The sequence below is a fragment of the Psychrobacter sp. AntiMn-1 genome, from assembly GCF_001854065.1.
In the GTDB taxonomy this organism is placed as follows: Bacteria; Pseudomonadota; Gammaproteobacteria; order Pseudomonadales; family Moraxellaceae; genus Psychrobacter; species Psychrobacter pacificensis.
Genome location: NZ_CP012969.1, coordinates 1,185,265 through 1,202,711 on the forward strand (window position 1 = coordinate 1,185,265; position 17,447 = coordinate 1,202,711).

General features: G+C 44.8%; 18 protein-coding genes, 1 tRNA gene and 1 pseudogene. 7 read left to right on the forward strand and 13 right to left on the reverse strand.

All coding sequences use genetic code 11. The features are described from left to right. The first annotated feature begins 48 nt into the window (after positions 1-48). The 3 genes and pseudogenes from AOT82_RS14080 to AOT82_RS04870 form a co-directional block, all read left to right on the forward strand. Positions 49-240, forward strand: a complete 192-nt coding sequence (locus tag AOT82_RS14080; RefSeq protein WP_227517183.1) for a hypothetical protein — start codon at positions 49-51, stop codon at positions 238-240. Beyond that, positions 209-556 (forward strand): cytochrome c, encoded by a 348-nt coding sequence (locus tag AOT82_RS14085; RefSeq protein ID WP_227517184.1) that lies wholly within the window; start codon positions 209-211, stop codon positions 554-556. Before AOT82_RS14080 ends, AOT82_RS14085 begins: the two co-directional genes overlap by 32 nt. 58 nt (positions 557-614) lie before the next feature. After that, a pseudogene (locus AOT82_RS04870) lies at positions 615-926 on the forward strand (c-type cytochrome); the annotation flags it as partial. Between the two features lie 102 nt (positions 927-1,028). Here AOT82_RS04870 and AOT82_RS04875 read toward each other — a convergent pair. The 11 genes from AOT82_RS04875 to AOT82_RS04925 all read right to left on the reverse strand — a co-directional run bounded on the left by AOT82_RS04875 (position 1,029) and on the right by AOT82_RS04925 (position 13,582). After that, positions 1,029-1,442 carry a PaaI family thioesterase gene (locus AOT82_RS04875; RefSeq protein WP_058023760.1) on the reverse strand — a complete coding sequence of 138 codons (414 nt, stop codon included), beginning with the start codon at positions 1,440-1,442 and terminating at the stop codon, positions 1,029-1,031. A 62-nt stretch (positions 1,443-1,504) separates the two neighbouring features. Next, entirely contained in the window at positions 1,505-2,047 is a 543-nt protein-coding gene (locus AOT82_RS04880) for a DUF3124 domain-containing protein (protein ID WP_071002047.1), read from the reverse strand. Between the two features lie 43 nt (positions 2,048-2,090). After that, positions 2,091-2,792, reverse strand: a complete 702-nt coding sequence (locus AOT82_RS04885) for a potassium channel family protein (protein WP_058023762.1) — start codon at positions 2,790-2,792, stop codon at positions 2,091-2,093. 78 nt (positions 2,793-2,870) lie between these two features. Beyond that, positions 2,871-4,631 carry a TrkH family potassium uptake protein gene (locus AOT82_RS04890; RefSeq protein WP_071002048.1) on the reverse strand — a complete coding sequence of 587 codons (1,761 nt, stop codon included), beginning with the start codon at positions 4,629-4,631 and terminating at the stop codon, positions 2,871-2,873. A 217-nt stretch (positions 4,632-4,848) separates the two neighbouring features. Next, complete coding sequence (locus AOT82_RS04895) at positions 4,849-5,787, reverse strand: DMT family transporter (protein ID WP_071002049.1); 939 nt, start codon at positions 5,785-5,787, stop codon at positions 4,849-4,851. Positions 5,788-6,174: 387 nt separating this feature from the next. Continuing rightward, entirely contained in the window at positions 6,175-6,663 is a 489-nt protein-coding gene (locus AOT82_RS04900; protein WP_058023766.1) for a M48 family metallopeptidase, read from the reverse strand. A 242-nt stretch (positions 6,664-6,905) separates the two neighbouring features. Next, positions 6,906-8,951 (reverse strand): choline BCCT transporter BetT, encoded by a 2,046-nt coding sequence (gene betT / locus AOT82_RS04905; protein WP_071002050.1) that lies wholly within the window; start codon positions 8,949-8,951, stop codon positions 6,906-6,908. A gap of 277 nt (positions 8,952-9,228) precedes the next feature. Then, positions 9,229-10,929, reverse strand: coding sequence for a choline dehydrogenase (betA, locus tag AOT82_RS04910; protein ID WP_071002051.1), 1,701 nt, complete (start codon positions 10,927-10,929; stop codon positions 9,229-9,231). A 104-nt stretch (positions 10,930-11,033) separates the two neighbouring features. Beyond that, positions 11,034-12,536 (reverse strand): betaine-aldehyde dehydrogenase, encoded by a 1,503-nt coding sequence (gene betB / locus AOT82_RS04915; protein WP_071002052.1) that lies wholly within the window; start codon positions 12,534-12,536, stop codon positions 11,034-11,036. A 106-nt stretch (positions 12,537-12,642) separates the two neighbouring features. After that, on the reverse strand, positions 12,643-13,236 hold the full coding sequence (locus AOT82_RS04920; protein ID WP_058023770.1) for a TetR/AcrR family transcriptional regulator: 594 nt from the start codon (positions 13,234-13,236) through the stop codon (positions 12,643-12,645). A gap of 1 nt (position 13,237) precedes the next feature. Further along, the gene (locus AOT82_RS04925) at positions 13,238-13,582 is read right to left on the reverse strand and encodes a DMT family transporter (protein WP_071002053.1); all 345 of its coding nucleotides are present in this window, start codon (positions 13,580-13,582) and stop codon (positions 13,238-13,240) included. A gap of 492 nt (positions 13,583-14,074) precedes the next feature. Here AOT82_RS04925 and AOT82_RS04930 point away from each other — a divergent pair. The 3 genes from AOT82_RS04930 to AOT82_RS04940 all read left to right on the forward strand — a co-directional run bounded on the left by AOT82_RS04930 (position 14,075) and on the right by AOT82_RS04940 (position 15,756). After that, a tRNA-Asn gene (locus tag AOT82_RS04930) sits at positions 14,075-14,150 on the forward strand. Positions 14,151-14,339: 189 nt separating this feature from the next. Then, positions 14,340-14,672 carry a CopG family transcriptional regulator gene (locus AOT82_RS04935; RefSeq protein WP_071002054.1) on the forward strand — a complete coding sequence of 111 codons (333 nt, stop codon included), beginning with the start codon at positions 14,340-14,342 and terminating at the stop codon, positions 14,670-14,672. A gap of 352 nt (positions 14,673-15,024) precedes the next feature. After that, positions 15,025-15,756 (forward strand): hypothetical protein, encoded by a 732-nt coding sequence (locus tag AOT82_RS04940; RefSeq protein WP_227517185.1) that lies wholly within the window; start codon positions 15,025-15,027, stop codon positions 15,754-15,756. Between the two features lie 319 nt (positions 15,757-16,075). Here AOT82_RS04940 and AOT82_RS04945 read toward each other — a convergent pair whose 3' ends face one another. Beyond that, positions 16,076-16,297, reverse strand: a complete 222-nt coding sequence (locus tag AOT82_RS04945; RefSeq protein ID WP_071002055.1) for a hypothetical protein — start codon at positions 16,295-16,297, stop codon at positions 16,076-16,078. Between the two features lie 98 nt (positions 16,298-16,395). Continuing rightward, positions 16,396-16,896, reverse strand: a complete 501-nt coding sequence (locus tag AOT82_RS04950; protein WP_071002056.1) for a hypothetical protein — start codon at positions 16,894-16,896, stop codon at positions 16,396-16,398. Positions 16,897-17,099: 203 nt separating this feature from the next. On the opposite strand from AOT82_RS04950, the gene AOT82_RS04955 reads away from it, so the two are divergent. Next, positions 17,100-17,423: a helix-turn-helix domain-containing protein gene (locus AOT82_RS04955; protein ID WP_083328857.1), complete on the forward strand. Its 324-nt coding sequence runs from the start codon at positions 17,100-17,102 to the stop codon at positions 17,421-17,423. The last annotated feature ends 24 nt before the right edge of the window (positions 17,424-17,447 follow it).

Here is a 17,447-nt window from a genome sequence, read left to right on the forward strand (position 1 = left end):
TATTAGGATGAGGGATTAAAGATGATTTATCAGCACTATAAGGACGTTATGAAACCACTTTGTGCCGTTATGCCAGCGCTGTTGTTTTGCTTAACCACGACAATCGGTTTCGGCGTACTCTCTACCGCTGCGATAGCAGATACAGTCAGCCTGCCAATAGACACTTTGCCTAACAGAATAACCCTACCAAATGTTAGCCCAGCCAATAGTGCGCTTGCCAACCGCGGCGCTTACCGCTGACTGTATGGCCTGCTACCGTGAAGACTATAGTGGCGGCGTGCCGATTGATACGCCGATTGGCAATATCTACTCAACCAATATCACACCATCGACGCGCTATGGTATTGGCAACTATACTGAGGCCGATTTAAAAAAAGCCTTACACAAAGGTCGGGCGCCAAATCATCAGATTTATCCTGCGATGCCTTACCCGTCCTATCATGGCCTAACAGATGACGATGTCAGTGCCTTGTTTGCTTATTTTCAGACCATCCCTATCGTAGACAAACCCCCTGAAAAAAACCACACACCTGCCTTTCCCGTTGAATATCCGTAGCTTAATGCTGGCATGGAATGTCATCAATGTGCCTTCTACCGAAAACCGCGCAGGACTCAAAAAACTCTATGACGACTCTTGTGCAGGTTGCCATATGCAAAAAGGTGACAGTGCATACGGCGCTGGCTACTATCCACCGCTGGCCAACAACAGTAAAATGCAATCGAAATACTATATCATTAGGGTGTTAATAAATGGTCTGCGCGGGATGCCATCGTTCCATAGCATGATGAATGATGCGCAAATAGCAGCCGTTACACAGTACGTACATAGCGATTTGAACAATTTCACTGACACGGTCACTACTGCTAATGTTGCGCAATTACAATTACGCCATGACTTTCCACCAGGGTCAGACCCGAGTGAATAGATGAGACTCGCTATCTTATAAAGCACATTGACCGATAAAATAAGAGCAACCTCTTAACATAGCTGCTCTTTTGATGAGGTATCCAAGCGCTTACGTAGCATTTTAGATACGCTTTGGCGGTACAGAATAGGTGCCGACGACATGAGCCACGACATCGTCTGAGCCTTCTGAATATAGAGATACCTCGCCCACTATTAAGGCTCGCCCTACTTTGAGTAAGGTGCATTCAGCGATAATACGTGCATCTGCTGATGGTTTACGCAAAAAATTGATAGTCAGACTCGTCGTCACTGTCAATGGCACGATACCGATTTTCCCGAGTATCGCAACATAGATGGCGACGTCAGCGACGGCCATCATGACAGGTCCTGACACTGTGCCACCAGGACGTAGCTCATCGATGCCAATCTCGTGTGATAAAGTCGCACCATTTTCACTGACTGCTTCGACGATACATTTGGTTTGTGGAAACTCTAACGCCATAAAGGCGCTGATTTCTTCTTTGGTTGCAGACATAACGCTTCCTTGAATTAAATTAAACTTTCCTTGTTATTTATTACTTCACTGAATACATTCCTTTAATGTATTACTGGCGTACCTTCTGTACTAAAGGCAAATCCTTTATTACTAAAATTCCCAATCATGACCGCTTCGATAACTGGTCTGACGGTTTCATCGACACCTTCGACCTCGATAATGAAGTTAGCACCCGACCCGCCTTTATCTTCTTCTTTTTCGACGATGTAGTTTAGCGTGGCCATCGCTGATAGCTCAATGGGTTTGCTTAGATACGACTTTACCAGTGCCCCATCCGTATCATAATAATCAATTTTATTAATATACAGTGATTTTTTCAGCGTGGTATTGCGCACACTCAGCGTCGCTGACAATAGTACTTTGCGATTGTCTCTATCAGTATAGATATCAGAATAAATCGGTACATAAAAGGTTTCTTTATAACTGAACTGACTGCGATCTACATCGGATGTCACCTCTAACGCTTCAATCGGATCTTGTTGGTGCTCGGACAGAAGAACATTCGGATCTTGCGCAGACGGATCACAGCCTGACAGCAACACGATAACAGCGACCAATAGAACGGATATACTGCGCTTATTCATAAACTTCCCCTGTCCCTTTTCATGTCACTGCGATTGCAAGCTGTTATTTGATTTTCACACCCACGCTACGTAAGAAATGGTTGATGTGTTTGTTTGCGCCATAAATGACCAATACATCACGGTCTTGCAATATTTGTTCAGGCGTGGCCAGACCTTGCACGCTAGGTTTGGTCTGGGTACGACCAAAGCTGTCTTCATAATACTCATAGCGCAAGGTACTAAGCAATCGGATATTGAATTTTTGCTCCAACCGCAACTCCTCAACCGTCTTGCCGATCAACACATTTGGAATCTTGATTTCTACCATACTAAAGTTATCGCTTAACTCAAACGAATCAACAAAATGGCTTAGTGACAGTCGTTTGGCCCAGCGATTGGCTGCTTCTTTTTCAGGGTAAATAATGTCATCGACACCAATGGCCTGCAAAACTTTTTTATGCAGTGGATTGATGCTACGGCTGATCAAACGTTTTGCTTTTAGGGTTTTAAACAGCGCCGTTGCCATCACGTTGGCGCCTTGATCCTCCCCAATAGCAACAATGACGGTATCGGTATCGACAATCGGTAATCCGCTCACGGTATACTCATCCGTGGCATCCATACAGAGCGTATGAGAGATGACCTCCTTATAGGCTTCTACTCGTTGCATGCTGCTGTCAATGGCAATCACTTCGTGACCTTGGCGGGTCAATGCTGCTCCCAGTGACGCACCAAAATTCCCCAACCCTACGATGATATATTTCATAACCTTAATGACCTTTTTTAGTATCTTTTACTCTAAGTTTCCCTGTTTTTGCACATAAAACCGTCTATTTATCACAAGTTAGTTAATCGTGATTTCCTCAGTCGGATAGCGATAATTGCGTTGGCGCATGTTTTTGAGTAGCGCAATAAATATCGTCAGCATACTGACCCGTCCAACAAACATGATGACCGACACCACCACTTTACTAAAATCCGATAAGTCTGCTGTCAGGTTTAAACTTAGCCCCACCGTGCTATAAGCTGAGAAACATTCAAATACCACTTTGATCAAATCAAGCTCTGGCTGATCATAACTAATCAGCGTCACACCCGTACCGATGACCAATAATGACAACCACATAATAGAGAACGCGCGGCGGACTGAAATCTCCGCAATCTGACGCTTGAAGACTTCTATCTTTGTTTGCCCACGGGCTAGACTCAGTGTATTTAATAGCGCAATCGCAAAGGTACTGGTCTTGATACCACCACCCGTTGAGTTGGGCGACGCCCCAATCCACATCAAAAATATCGTTAGCATGACCGTTGGAAAAGTCAGCTCACCCATATCAATGACATTGAACCCTGCGGTTCGCGGCGTGGCAGCCGTAAAAAACCCTGTGATAAGCTTGTCAAAGAAACCGGTATGGTCAGCGAGTACATTGTTGTATTCAAATACCATCACCCCAACCAGACCAGTCAACAATAACGCCCCAGTCGTAATCAAGGTAATACGGCTGTTGATATTCAGCAACCAAGGCTGATAAATATGGTGCCGGTCATTGCGATATATCAGTCGCTCAGCGCGATGACGCAAATACCGCAGCACATTGACCACAATGGTGAAGCCCATACCGCCAAAGATAAAGGTCATCGCAATGATAAGCTGCAATGGATAATTAAAACGTAGCGAATCGTCATACATGCCAGCACTAAAGGTAGAAAACCCAGCATTACAAAAAGCGGATATCGCATGAAAGACCGAAAAAAACAATTGCTCAGACCAGTTCATATCAGGCATATCATAAATGCTGATATAAATGAGTGCCGCCGCCACCGCCTCAACGGCGAATGTCACATATAAAATAGACTTAAGTGTCGACACCACATCACCCATGCCGCGCATATAAGACATCTCGCTAATACTCGCTTGCGTCTCGTAGCTGACGCCGCCCTTAAAGAAGTAACTAAAATAGGTCACGAACGTCAAAATACCTAGGCCGCCGATTTGTATCAGTCCCATAATAATGACTTGGCCAAACGTCGTAAAATAGGTTGCCGTATCCACGACAATAAGCCCAGTCACACAAACGGCACTAGTCGCGGTAAAGAGCGCATCAATAAAGGACAGCGGCTGCGTTGTCGCATTGGGCATCATTAGGAGCAAAGCACCAACCAGCACAACGGCTAAGAAACTTAAAATAAAAAACTGTGCAGGATGCAAAAAGGTGCGATTGAGATTGAAATTATGATCAGAGAGTTCACGGATAAAGGTGACAAACACGGCGATTTTTATCGCGACAAAACCATCAACGGCGGCGTCCAAGCCAGAACGCACCAAATCAGTGAAATGCGCGGTAAGTAAAATGACAATCGCGATACTGGTAAAAGCATCAAAAATAGCAACTTTATTGAGCGTTCGCGGTTTGTTTGTGTAGAGATAACGGCCAACCGTCACCACAAAGCTGAGCAAAATAACGACCAAGTAAAAAATATGAAACACTTGTTGCAGCCAAATGGGCAACGTAAAGCCACTATCCAATAAGACAATAGCTACCGCGATGACACTAATCAGAATCGTAACATTATTCAATAATCGATAACGTGCGGCTGCATTCATAGCTTGAACCCATGACAACAATAACCACGATACTTATACTCCTTTTTTGCCCTATTCACAAAAACTGATTTGAGAGAATCGTAACCAATTATTGAATCAATATAGATCCTAAGAGTCATTCAGATGAGATATCAAATACTTGCAAGATCATACAATACTGACTGACGTACTGACTCCTTTTTCCCACTTGCTAAGCCCCCACTTGCTAAGCTGTCTCTCATTCTTCTTTTGTTATTATTATCGCCATTTTTACGCCGCCCCATGTCACCAGCACCACGCCGATAGCTATCAAAGATGCCCCCAAAAACAACCCCTCAGGTGGACGCTCTCCCTGCAAAAATATCGCAATCGGTACACCAACGACAGCCCCAACCGCCCCTAGCAAACTGAGCAATACAGGCCCACCTGTTTTTTGCAAAAGAAATAATAAGAAAAACTGACCAGCAAACACCCACGCTTGTACGACTATCAATCCTAGCAGCAGCCAAGCATCCAAAGATATCGCGACAGAAAAATCAGAGAACGCACTAAACAAACCTAACAACAGCGCCGCCGCAACTAGCATGCCGGGTGCAATCGCACTAGATGAAGCATTGTCAGGCCAGCGTAATGTCCGATAGATATTACCAATGGCGAGTAGCACTGGCCCGCACAGCGCGATTAAAATCCAGAAGACACTAGATTCTGGTGCAGAAAGCTTATGAATAGCCAACACCCCTGCGCCAAGAAGCGCCGCCACTACGCCAAGCGCACGAATGAGATAAAAACGCTCCATACGTAGCAGCAGTGCGCCAAGATACGTTAGCAGTGGGGGTAAGGAAATAATGAGGGCAACAAACCCTGCCCCAACATGAGGAATGGCCGAAAAGAGCAGTAAATTGGCAGCCGCCACGCTAACAAAGGCGGCAACAAAATAATACTCGATACTACGGGCACTAATAGGCGGTATCTCTTGTTTGATAAGAGCAACGATTAGTAAAATAATGGCCGCGCCAGTGATCGACCAAAACAAAAACGCGAGTGGTGTTAGACCGATATTGACAGCATATTTTGCCAAGTTGGTCGAGATACCAGTAAGCGCACCCCCTGCTAATAGGCAAGCAACAGGCACTATCCACGTGTTTTTGTGAGTATTTTTATTGAGTAAGTCATTCATCCATTATCCTATTGGACAAGGTCGATCATTCAGTCACCAGTTTCGCAAGCAGCTCATCTATCTCAACCTTAAATTCTTTGTCTTCGATTTTGTTGGCTGCAACTTTGGCATTTTGTAGATGTTGGCGCTTAGAGTGACTAAACTTATTATTTTTAACATCGAATCGCCTAAAAAATAGTCGCTGTCAGTGCCATGGTCGAATATTCAACACGCCCTAGTATTGATCATTTTTTTCTCTATTTTTCGTGAGATAACAAAAAAATTGTGTCTCAATTTATGATTTGGCAGTTAAATTTTTAGTAGAGGCAAGCTTAGCACGGTTAGCGATAACGTTGAGCGTTTTCAGACGGTGGCAAAGAGATGTTTTGACTTTATATTGCTGTCCAATCATTGCTCTTGCCAGTGCAACCATAAACGCATATCTAATTCGAGCTGATGATACTCAGGTTCCATATGACAACACAGTTGATAAAACGCCTTGTTATGATCATGTTCTTTAAAATGCGCCAGCTCATGTACCACAATCATCCGTAAAAACTCTGGCGGTGCGTCTTTGAATAGACTGGCAACCGTGATACTGTTATGGGATTTAAGCTTGCTGCCTTGCACGCGAGACTGGGTAGTATGGATACCTAGCGCATGCTTTAGTACCTTTAACTTACTGCTATAGCTGACGCTTGATAGCGGGCCAATCTTGCGCATGTATTGGTTTTTTATCTCATTGACATAGTGATAAAGCGCCTTATCACTTTGCACTTGGTGCTGGGTGGGATATTTTTTATCCAAATACTCACCCATCCGACCGTCGCTTATCATTTGCGCCGCTTGCGTTTGAATCTGCTCTGAGTAATGCGCTATGTATTTTAATCTGCTCACAACGATATCCTTTGTCTATGTGTTAAAAGCTGTCCGCTTGTTTGATGGATTTTACCTTATATTGGCTATATGTTATCTCAGGCTTGTTCTACTTCCCATTTACCTTATTTGCCACAAAAAACCCCATAAGCGGTAGTCAACTTATGGGGTCATTGCTTATAACACTTTCTTATAAAGACGGTCACTTATCGGCTATCGTACATATAGATTGATAGCGCGATATAGCACGATAATCTAGACCATTAACGCTCTAAATGTAGATACTGCAAATGGCGCTCATACTGATGCAGAATATCGACCAGCACTTGCTCTTTGGTGTAGCCCACCAAGTCGTACTCCTGCGAGCCATCGCTTAAAAACACCTCAGCACGGTAGTAAAACTCAGCATGCTTGGTTGAGGTGTTTAAGGTAAAGTTTGGACGTTCAGCTTTGATCAAGTTAACTTCATAAACAAAGTCATCTTCATCACCATGACCGACGCGCAGTTTTAGACCGTCGACCTGAGCACTGTCTTGGCCCATGCCTGCATCGATATCTTCACCGATACTGGCAAGATTATGCGCATCTAAAGAGGTTTTGAGACCACCTGCTTTGAACTCTTTTTCGACCTCAGTCATCGCTGGCATCACCACCGTTTTTAAGAACTTTTCGACTTGCGCGTGACCTGGGAAGCTCACAATACGCTGCAAACGTGCTCTCCAGCTCTTACCGCTGTCGAGCACATTGGCAGTACCAATCGTGCTGGCTTTGCGCTTATTGCCCTCTTCTTTCAGTGACTTCCACATGGACATCATGTAGAGCACCAGAATCAAAGAGAACGGCAAACCTGCAATCACAGAGACCGATTGTAATGAGGCAAAACCGCCCGCAAACAATAATCCTAGTGTGATAAGACCTGTTGCCACCGCCCAAAACAAACGCAACCAAACCGGTGCATCCGTGTCATTAGTCATGCCTTTTGAGCTCAGATTGGCAAGTACCAACGCGCCTGAGTCCGCAGAGGTGACAAAGAACACCAGACCAATGATCACACCTGCAAATGAAAGCACTTCGCTATAGGGGAAATATTCAAATAGCGCAAACATGCCCATGGCGGCATCATTGACGGCAGTTTCACCAAGCGCCGTTGCGCCATTGGCAACCAGATCTATCGCAGTGTTACCAAAGATAGAGAACCATGCAAAAATAAAGCCCAATGGAATGAACATCACGCCAAAGACAAATTCACGTAGCGTACGGCCACGGCTGATACGCGCGATAAACAGACCAACAAACGGTGCCCAAGCCACCCACCATGCCCAGAAAAATATCGTCCAACCTGATTTCCAGTCGGCACCGGCAGTACCGTCATAGGCATAAACATCAAAGGTTTTATAGATAATGGTTTGGAAATATTGACCAATATTTTGCGTAAAGGTGTTTAATAAATAGACGGTATTACCCATCACGAGGATGGCAAGCAATAGCAATATTGACGACAACATATTGAATTCAGACAGACGACGTACGCCTTTTTCAACACCTGTCATCGCAGAGACAGCGGCAGCGACGACCACACCGACAATGATCAGCGCCTGAACCATCTTGCTAGATTCAATACCAAAGACATGGGTCAAGCCAGCATTGGCTTGTAGCACCCCAATACCTAGGCTCGTCGCAATACCCATCAACGTACAGACAACACCGAAAGTATCAATCCCATCACCTAGCCAGCCTTTGATCAAGCGTTCACCAAATATTGGCGTGAGCGGTGAGCGTAGCGCAAGTGGCATGTTTTTGCGGTAAGCAAAGTAAGCCAGTGCCATACCAATCAGCGCATAAATACCCCAGCCATGCAGACCCCAATGCAAAAAAGTCTGAGCAAGCGCTTGACGCATGGCCTCGGCGCTCGCAGGCTCTAGGCCAGTATGCGGCGTTAAATAATGCATCAATGGCTCTGATGCCCCAAAAAATAGCAGATCAATACCAATACCCGCTGAAAACAGCATGGCCGCCCACGCTAAAAACGGAAACTGCGCTTTTTCGTGGTCTTGACCCAGCTTAATATCGCCATATTTAGAAAAACCAACGAACAAAGCAAAAATACTATAAGCAGCAACCACCAACATATAGTACCAGCCAAACTTGTCTGATACCCACGCCATACTTGCACCAAGTAAGGTCTCACTATAATCTGGAAAAGCAATGGTCCAGATGATCAATAAAATAGAAATAATAGCCGAACCTAAAAACACAGTTTTGTTTAGGCTCAACGGTTTCGTCACCTCTTTTGATGGCGAACTGTACATAAAAGACCTCAAATAAGTAAATTAAACAGTGTCCGATATTGCTTTGTCCGGCATAGTATTATGACTTTTGACCACATAACGTATACTTAACCGCATGACGCACAAAGCAGTACCAATGAATAAAAGCGAATAAAATGATAAATAGCACCCATATATGACATACATTGCGCTCATATATTGACGCTGATAAAAAAGGCCTTTACGTTGAAAGGCCATTATTTTGGAGTTATCTGATATCGTTCTTTATTTAGCAGCATATTTTATGCTGACTTGTCATTTACACCGTTGAGAGATAATCGCGCATTGGCTCAGCGCGTAGCGGCGCTCCATTGGCCACATAATAATCTGCCGTAGAGCGCGGCAATTGTACGCCTTTCATTTTATCAACGATTTTTTCGGCCAGCATGATGGTGGTGGCGTTGAGATTACCACTAATGATATTTGGCATGATAGATGCATCGACGACTCGCAAGCCATCAATACCATGTACCAGCCCTTGACCATTGACGACCGAATCATTATCTTCGCCCATCGCACAGGTACATGAGGGATGGTAAGCCGTCTCGCCATGCTCGCGCACATAGTCATCTAGCTGCTGATCGGTCACCAAGTCTTCGGTGGGTGAGATGGCAGCACCGCGATAAGGGTCCAGCGCAGGTTGATGCATAATCTCACGAGTGATACGCATCGCCGCGCGGAACTCCTGCCAATCTTGCTCATGTGACATATAGTTAAATAAAATACTTGGATGCGCACTGGGGTCTTTTGAGGTCAGCTTGACGCGACCACGACTTGGCGAACGCAATGAACCGACGTGGGCTTGAAAACTGTGCGAATCACTGGCACTACGGCCATCGTAACGCACGGCAAGCGGCAAGAAATGATACTGAATATTTGGGTGGGTGAATGTCTCATCCGTACGGATAAAACCGCCACCTTCAAACTGGTTGGAGGCCCCAAGGCCTGTGCCATTGAACAACCACTCAGCTCCAATAGCAGGTTTATTCCACCACTTATTGGCAGGCGCAATCGACACTGGCAGCTTACATTCGTACTGCATATACAGCTCTAAATGATCCTGCAAGTTATTGCCCACACCCGGTAAATCTAGTATTTCTGTCACGCCAGCGTCTTTTAGCCACTGACCAGGGCCGATACCTGAGCGCTGCAATAATTGCGGCGAAGCGATAGCACCTGATGAGACGATCACTTCACGAGCGGCATAGAATTTTTTGCTTTGACCTTGATGCTCAACTTTAACACCGATCGCACGCTTACCATCAAATAAGATCACATCGGTGAGTGCCCCTGTCAAAATCGTGATATTGTCACGTGGCTTGGCACGATCTAGATAGCCTCGAGCCGTAGATGCGCGGCGACCATTAGGCGTCACAAAACGATCCATCGGACCAAAACCTTCTTGCTGATAGCCGTTCAAATCTTCGGTACGCGGATAGCCTGCTTGTACCCCAGCTTCAATCATGGCTTGAAACAGCGGATTCACCCCTGGTTTTGAGGTGGTCATCTCGACAGGACCACCGACGCCATGATAGTCGTTTTCGCCAACATCGCGGTTTTCTGACTTTTTAAAGTACGGCAAGCAGTCGAGATACGTCCAGTCTTCTAAGCCTTTTATCTTTGCCCAGTCGTCAAAATCGAGCGCATTGCCACGTATATAGCACATACCGTTGATAAGCGATGAACCGCCCAGCCCTTTACCGCGACCACAGTCCATGACACGGTTGTTCATATATGGCTCAGGATCTGTCTTGTAGCCCCAGTTATAGGTCGTTCCTTGCAGCGGCATTGCAAGCGCCGCTGGCATTTGGGTACGAAAATCCAATCGATAGTCTGGACGACCAGCTTCTAGTAGCAATACTTTTATATTGGCGTCTTCGGTCAGACGCGTGGCCAGCACATTACCTGCTGACCCTGCACCAACAATAATATAATCGTACTCAGGGGTGGTTGATGTCATAACATGCTCCATAATATGGAAAAATATAAATCACTTGGTAGCAGCAAGGTCAAATGCACAGCGTTATCAGGCCCAAACTGCGCTCACTTTCTCAATACCACTCGTTAAAAGACCGATTCAAACGCACCCAACTCTACTTGGATAGATTTGGTCTGAGTATAATGCTCAAGCGCCTCGATACCATTTTCACGGCCAACGCCTGAGTGCTTGTAGCCACCCACTGGCATCTGTGCCGCTGACTCACCCCACGTGTTCAACCAGCAAATACCCGCTTCGATCTGAGCAATGACGCGATGCGCACGCTTTAAATCAGTCGTCACCAATCCAGCTGCTAAGCCATAATCGGTGTCATTGGCGCGGCGGATGACTTCTTCTTCGCTCTCATAAGTCAATATTGACATGACTGGACCAAAGATTTCCTCACGGACGATGGTCATATCATCGCTACAATCTGTAAATACGGTCGGCTCAACAAAAGCACCATTAGCCAATGCGTCTGTTGTGACGCGTGCGCCGCCCGTTAGCAGACGCGCGCCACTCTCTTTCCCTTGCTCGATATAGCCAAGTACGCGCTCCATATGCGGGAAGCTGACCAATGGACCCATGTTGATGTTCTCGTCCATTGGATCACCCAGTTTGATACGATTAACACGCGTTAAGATGGCTTGCTCAAACTTGGCTTGTAGCGCTTTTGGGACAAATACTCTCGTGCCGTTGGTACATACCTGACCGGTACTATAAAAATTCGCCATCATAGCGATATCAGCCGCGGTATCGATATCAGCATCATCAAATATGATCAATGGTGACTTACCGCCAAGCTCTAAGGTCACATCTTTTAGCGATGAGCTTGCCGCGCTCGACATGACCTTTTTACCCGTCGGCACACCACCAGTGAATGATACCTTGGCGATATCTGGATGATTGGTCAGTGCTTGGCCTACTTCGTAGTTGCCTTGCACGACATTGAACACACCATCTGGTAGTCCCGCTTCTGTCAGGATTTCTGCCAGTTTTAAGGCGGTCAACGGCGTGACTTCTGATGGTTTAAAGATCATCGCATTACCAGCAGCCAATGCAGGCGCGGCTTTCCACATCGCAATCTGAATCGGATAGTTCCATGCGCCAATACCTGCGACCACACCCAGCGGCTCGCGGCGAGTATAGACAAAGCTCGTGTCACGCAGTGGAATCTGACGACCTTCAATCATGGGCGCAAGTCCTGCATAGTACTCAACCACATCAGCACCCGTGACGATATCGACATACTTTGTCTCAGAGTAGGCTTTGCCCGTGTCTTTGGTCTCAAGTAATGCGAGCACATCGTTGCGCGAGCGTAATATCTCAACAGCTTTTGAGAGAATACGACCACGCTCAACGGTGGTCATCGCCGCCCAGATTTTTTGACCTTTATGAGCCGCTTTGACCGCATCATCAATCTGCTCATTGGTGGTTTGCTGAATGGTTGCCAGCACTTCACCTGTCGCTGGATTGATGTCTTCAAAAGTGGCGAGCGTGTCATCGACCGCTAAGTAGCGACCATTAATATAGGCAGTTTGCACTTGTTCTAAATCGATAATGTCTGTCAAATTGTTGATATCTGTCATAAATACTCCTTGAGAGGATTGATAAAAGCGGCAACAAAACGCCGTTTTACCAAATCATATCGTCATTGTTAAAATTCTAAAGTTGGATGGTTAGCAATCCGGATATTTATTGACCCGAACGATTGTCAAAGTCAGGTTGCGTCATTTTTATCAATCGATCATGTAGCGATTTTTTATCTGATATGTTGATACCTGAAAAGTCGGAGAGCCAAATTCCATCAGCGACCAGACGAGCCATACATAGGGTTTCAGTATCGTCAGTGGCGGCATGTTTTTCTAACTGCGTGTTGGCCCATTTGGCCCACAGCTCACGTAGCTCACTATCACCTAGCATCAATACATATAAGGTGGCTTGATTGTCGTATTCTTCTTGCGCTTTTTCGCCCAGACTGATGGTGGCATCGATATAAGCACGGGTAAAAGCGCCATGACTCACAGGATCTTTTGCCATAGCGGCCTCAACTTCTGCCTCAAATTTCGCCATAGCATCATCAAACACTTCAAGCACAAGGGCATTTTTTGTTGCAAAATGATGCATCACACCGCCCTTTGTCACGCCTGCCGCATCAGCGACTGCCTGAAACGTTACTTTAGATAGCCCTTGCTCAAGCGTGATCCGTGCTGCTTGATCGAGCAGAGCACGGCGAACCACTTCTGGCTGTTTTTTACGCTTATAAGGATTTTCTATTTCTACACTCATATCAATGCACCACAGAATTAGACAATAAATTCATTACAACGACACCGCCAACGATCATGGCAATGCCAACCACTGCTGCCGTATCAAGGGTTTGCTTAAATAGCACCAAACCTGCAAGCGATGTGAGCACAATGCCCAACCCGCCCCATAACGCATAAGCAATGCCTAGCGGTATCACCTTGAGTGTCTGTGCCAATAAATAAAATGAGAGCGCATACAGCGCCCCCATCATCAGCGTCGGCCCTAAACGGGTAAACTGCTCTGATTTCACCAAAAATGTCGTCCCTACCACCTCACATATAATGGCAATGGTTAGGCAACCGTAGGCAATCGTCGTAGAACTCATCTTTTGCGCACCGCCTTTATTTAAGCAACTGCTAATAAAACATAGCAAAGAAACCAAATGGTCGGTATTTTATAGAGTTCTGTTACCAATGTGAAGGGCTGTCTTGCAACTTTATTGTGACAAAGCATGTCGTAATGGCTTTTATTTCAAGATAGAACTGTTTTTATTACCTGCTTTGTCTTACGATCTAAATACTCGCGTGCGCTTTTTGCGCATTCTTCTACGTAACGTCTTTTATTTTTATAAGCGTACGTATCATTGTGAGCAAATCGGCCTATTTACGCCCCTATTGAACGAGCAGAGGCTCTGAAACGTCCTATCTGATAAGGGATAAACGCCTATTTATAATAATTGCGATAATATTTATAATTTATCTCAGAATAAGGTTGACAGCCTTTAACGACTTGGCTAAAATGTGCCCCACATAACGCGAACAAGCCAAGTAATGACTGTTTTATAAAGCTTGAAACACTTGCAGTTATGACAGCTTATTCTCCAATAGCTCAGTTGGTAGAGCAACGGACTGTTAATCCGTGTGTCCCTGGTTCGAGCCCAGGTTGGAGAGCCATATACTAAAAACCTTCATCACTATTTGATGAAGGTTTTTTTATTGTTGCCGTTTTCATATTGACTGATCATAATATTCGCATGGCAGCGGTGTTCTTTTTGGCATTTTTGTTGTATGGTAAGATTAGTTTTGATTGGGTTCGTTTTGTTTGAGTGTTTTACCCCTACTCACTAAAAATAATGGTTTATTATGATACCTGCACGTGTAAAAAATAAGTTCTCTGATCATCCGCAAAAAATCATGCGCCCGATCAGTATTCGGTTGTCTGAAGAAATGATTGCCCTATTAGAAACAACCAGCTCAGAATTGGGTTTTAAGCGCATTCAAGGGCTTATCCGTCTTTATATTCGTCAAGGACTCGATCGTGACCATCAAGATTATACGCTCGCTCATGACGAAGTATTTATTGAGACGTTACGTAAGCGCGGTGTGAGCCAGCGCATCATCGATGAGGCAATCGTTGTGACCCATAACAACAATATCTCTCACTCTTTATCTGAATTGCAAGACAGCGATCAATAATATCCTTCATCAGTCGTATTAATCATAACGATCTGGCTGAGATTGACTGAGACTCTAAAACGTTGTCACTATTTTTATCAAAAAGACCAAGTCTGCTCACGCAAGCTTGGTCTTTTTTGTGGCTATTATAAAGGTGAGATTACAATTTATAGATTAACCTTGCTCTCTGAACTCTTTTTTGCCTCATACCGACACGCATGTACTCTTTGACCTTATCGTACGTTTGCGACTGTGGTTAGCGATAACTAAACAAAACCTGTTCCCAAACACGGTATATTAAGAAAATAGTCGCAATGATTGGGGTGCATCCTCAATTTCAATATGAGGATGAAAATGTATAAGGAGAGGTACGATGATGGGGTTACAGCAGCATTTTTATAAAACGTTGTGTCTGACTATGGCAGTCGCCATGCTAGCGATAGCACCGGGTTGCTCGTCACCACAAACGGATCCAGACCAAAAAACCATACCGACTGACTCTGATCAATGGCAAAAAAAACTGGGACAGACTTTTGAGCAATTACCTGCCGACGATCAGCAGCTACTCAGTCGATATATGCTACGCATGAAGCTTAGCGATGCGTATGAATCGGGCGCCATGCCGCGTACCACTATCAAGCAGGCCCTCATACAACAGCGTGAGTACGAGCGGCTGCATCCTAATAATCCAACAGGCAAGAAAAGTCCTATTGTGACAGGTCAAACAGCAAATGCGACGGCACAGACGTATCCTGTCGCTCTCCTACCGATTAAGACCAGTGATAGCGATAGCTTAAACCAAGTCAAAATGCAGTTTATGCTATCCAACCATGGAGACGTTGCAATACAAAGTTTTAAAGGCACACTAACGATGAAAGACGCCAACCTGAAACAAGGCAAAGACTTCAATGTTCCTCTCATACAATTTGATCCAGCCATCGAGCCAGAACAATCTGGCAAGATCATTATCGAGAGTAGTATTGAAGACATCAATGTCATGCGTGCCATTAAAAACACGAAGGATATGACGATCGAGATTAAAGAAGGCACACTTATATTGGCAGATGATCAAAGCATTGAGTTTGGCAATTCATTAGCTAAATAGTGGGACTGCGCATCATTTGATGTGAGTTAGTACTTTATATTGCACTAGATAAGTAGTGGGACTAGATGGGATGAGTTGGGTTGAAGTGGGATAGAAGCTATTAGTTATGGGGCATTCAGTCGCAGCTGGCTAGGTTTTATCTGATGATCTCAATTGAGAGCGTTTATAAGTTATTCTGCACTAAATAGGTGGTGCGAATTGAGTTGCGATGATAATTGTAAGTTATTCTGCACTAAATGGGCACTACGACAATATAGTATAGACTTACCTATTAGGATTATTGTGTATCTACACTATATTGCGTTATTGCTTTGAGTGATTATCTATTTAAGAAGGCTATGGCGAGGTCTAACAGTTCAGCGGCATTGGCAGTATTGCAGTTTATACTCACCGTTTTACCCGTCGCATCAGTCAAGGTAACACTGGTAGATGGGTTGGGATGGACATGGTTGCTTAATAACGCGGCTATGTCCTTTTTTTGTGCCTGTAGATCCCTTGTATCACCCTGCTGGCTTGGCTTTGGGAATGCTAAAGTCTTCATATATTCCTGCTCCTTATCGTTGATGGCAGGGCTATCTTACGCGCTAGCATGACTATCGACAATAGTATTTTAAAACCAAAGCGACAATGTATGTCGCGCTATACAGCAAGCTTTAGCATGGCGGTAATGGTACTACCTGCCTCTGGGCTTTTACACAGTAAATCGTAAATACTGACGACCAATTCGGCCTTTTTGTCGCTGTCCATGCGCTTATCATAATTCGTCAAATAGTTATCTACGATGGTCAGGGCTTCTATCATTATTGCCATATCAATATTACCAGCGTCTGCTGTTTCTTTAATCTGCTCTCTCTCCTTCTCTGTACTTACCTGCTGCTCTGCGACACTGTACGGCTCACCAATCCCTTTATGTAACCAGTCGACGTTCACACCTGTGGCGTCGGCTATTTTTTTGGCTGTACCTTTATGAATACTGGTACTGCCTTTTGTCCAAATGCTGTGAAAAGTGGATTTGCTTATATCTACACGATTAGCAAATGAGAAAGGATACTGTTTTTCATCTTCAGTCATTAACTGGTAAAGCCGTTTTTTGAGTGGTGTATCCAGTTCCATATTATTTTCGGTCAATTCGGAACTCATGCCAGGCTCTCCTATTTAGTGCCATATTTATAAGTGTTTGATATTAATAGTGAAAGTAAATTATTTTAAAAATAGTTCTATTTATTCATTATGAACTATTTACATAGAACTATTTATGAACTATTATGTTTACAAGTTAAGCCGCTTAACTCTAAATCTAACCATTAAAAAATAAATCAGCGGGGCTGATCGGAGTTATTACTATGCAACCTTATGCCTTTGATGCGTATCCATTGTTTGCCCAACTGGAGCGGCTGCCCGATGGTAGCTGGCATCCTGAAGATATCAAGGCCGCTATTCGTAAGCGCGGTGTGACGTTGGCCGAGCTATGCACGCAGATGGGTGTGCCAAAAAGTTCTGCTAGTAAAGCCTTAGCTGAGCCATTTACGCAAGGGGAGCTGGCTATTGCTCAATACCTTGATGTACCTGTGCAGCTGCTTTTCCCCACACGTTGGACATTGGGTCAAGAACGCGTTAGACCACGGTATGCCGCTAAATATACCACGGTTGCGGAGCTATTGTCATGAAAAATCAGTTCGCAATGACAGAAA

Excerpts from the sequence above, each read along its gene's own strand:
- AOT82_RS14080 (WP_227517183.1), top strand. The coding sequence starts at position 49 with ATGAAACCACTTTGTGCCGTTATGCCAGCGCTGTTGTTTTGCTTAACC.
- AOT82_RS04875 (WP_058023760.1), bottom strand. The coding sequence starts at position 1,442 with ATGTCTGCAACCAAAGAAGAAATCAGCGCCTTTATGGCGTTAGAGTTT.
- AOT82_RS04880 (WP_071002047.1), bottom strand. The coding sequence starts at position 2,047 with ATGAATAAGCGCAGTATATCCGTTCTATTGGTCGCTGTTATCGTGTTG.
- AOT82_RS04885 (WP_058023762.1), bottom strand. The coding sequence starts at position 2,792 with ATGAAATATATCATCGTAGGGTTGGGGAATTTTGGTGCGTCACTGGGA.
- AOT82_RS04890 (WP_071002048.1), bottom strand. The coding sequence starts at position 4,631 with ATGAATGCAGCCGCACGTTATCGATTATTGAATAATGTTACGATTCTG.
- AOT82_RS04895 (WP_071002049.1), bottom strand. The coding sequence starts at position 5,787 with ATGAATGACTTACTCAATAAAAATACTCACAAAAACACGTGGATAGTG.
- betT (WP_071002050.1), bottom strand. The coding sequence starts at position 8,951 with ATGTACAGTTCGCCATCAAAAGAGGTGACGAAACCGTTGAGCCTAAAC.
- betA (WP_071002051.1), bottom strand. The coding sequence starts at position 10,929 with ATGACATCAACCACCCCTGAGTACGATTATATTATTGTTGGTGCAGGG.
- betB (WP_071002052.1), bottom strand. The coding sequence starts at position 12,536 with ATGACAGATATCAACAATTTGACAGACATTATCGATTTAGAACAAGTG.
- AOT82_RS04920 (WP_058023770.1), bottom strand. The coding sequence starts at position 13,236 with ATGAGTGTAGAAATAGAAAATCCTTATAAGCGTAAAAAACAGCCAGAA.
- AOT82_RS04925 (WP_071002053.1), bottom strand. The coding sequence starts at position 13,582 with ATGAGTTCTACGACGATTGCCTACGGTTGCCTAACCATTGCCATTATA.
- AOT82_RS04935 (WP_071002054.1), top strand. The coding sequence starts at position 14,340 with ATGATACCTGCACGTGTAAAAAATAAGTTCTCTGATCATCCGCAAAAA.
- AOT82_RS04940 (WP_227517185.1), top strand. The coding sequence starts at position 15,025 with ATGATGGGGTTACAGCAGCATTTTTATAAAACGTTGTGTCTGACTATG.
- AOT82_RS04945 (WP_071002055.1), bottom strand. The coding sequence starts at position 16,297 with ATGAAGACTTTAGCATTCCCAAAGCCAAGCCAGCAGGGTGATACAAGG.
- AOT82_RS04950 (WP_071002056.1), bottom strand. The coding sequence starts at position 16,896 with ATGAGTTCCGAATTGACCGAAAATAATATGGAACTGGATACACCACTC.
- AOT82_RS04955 (WP_083328857.1), top strand. The coding sequence starts at position 17,100 with ATGCAACCTTATGCCTTTGATGCGTATCCATTGTTTGCCCAACTGGAG.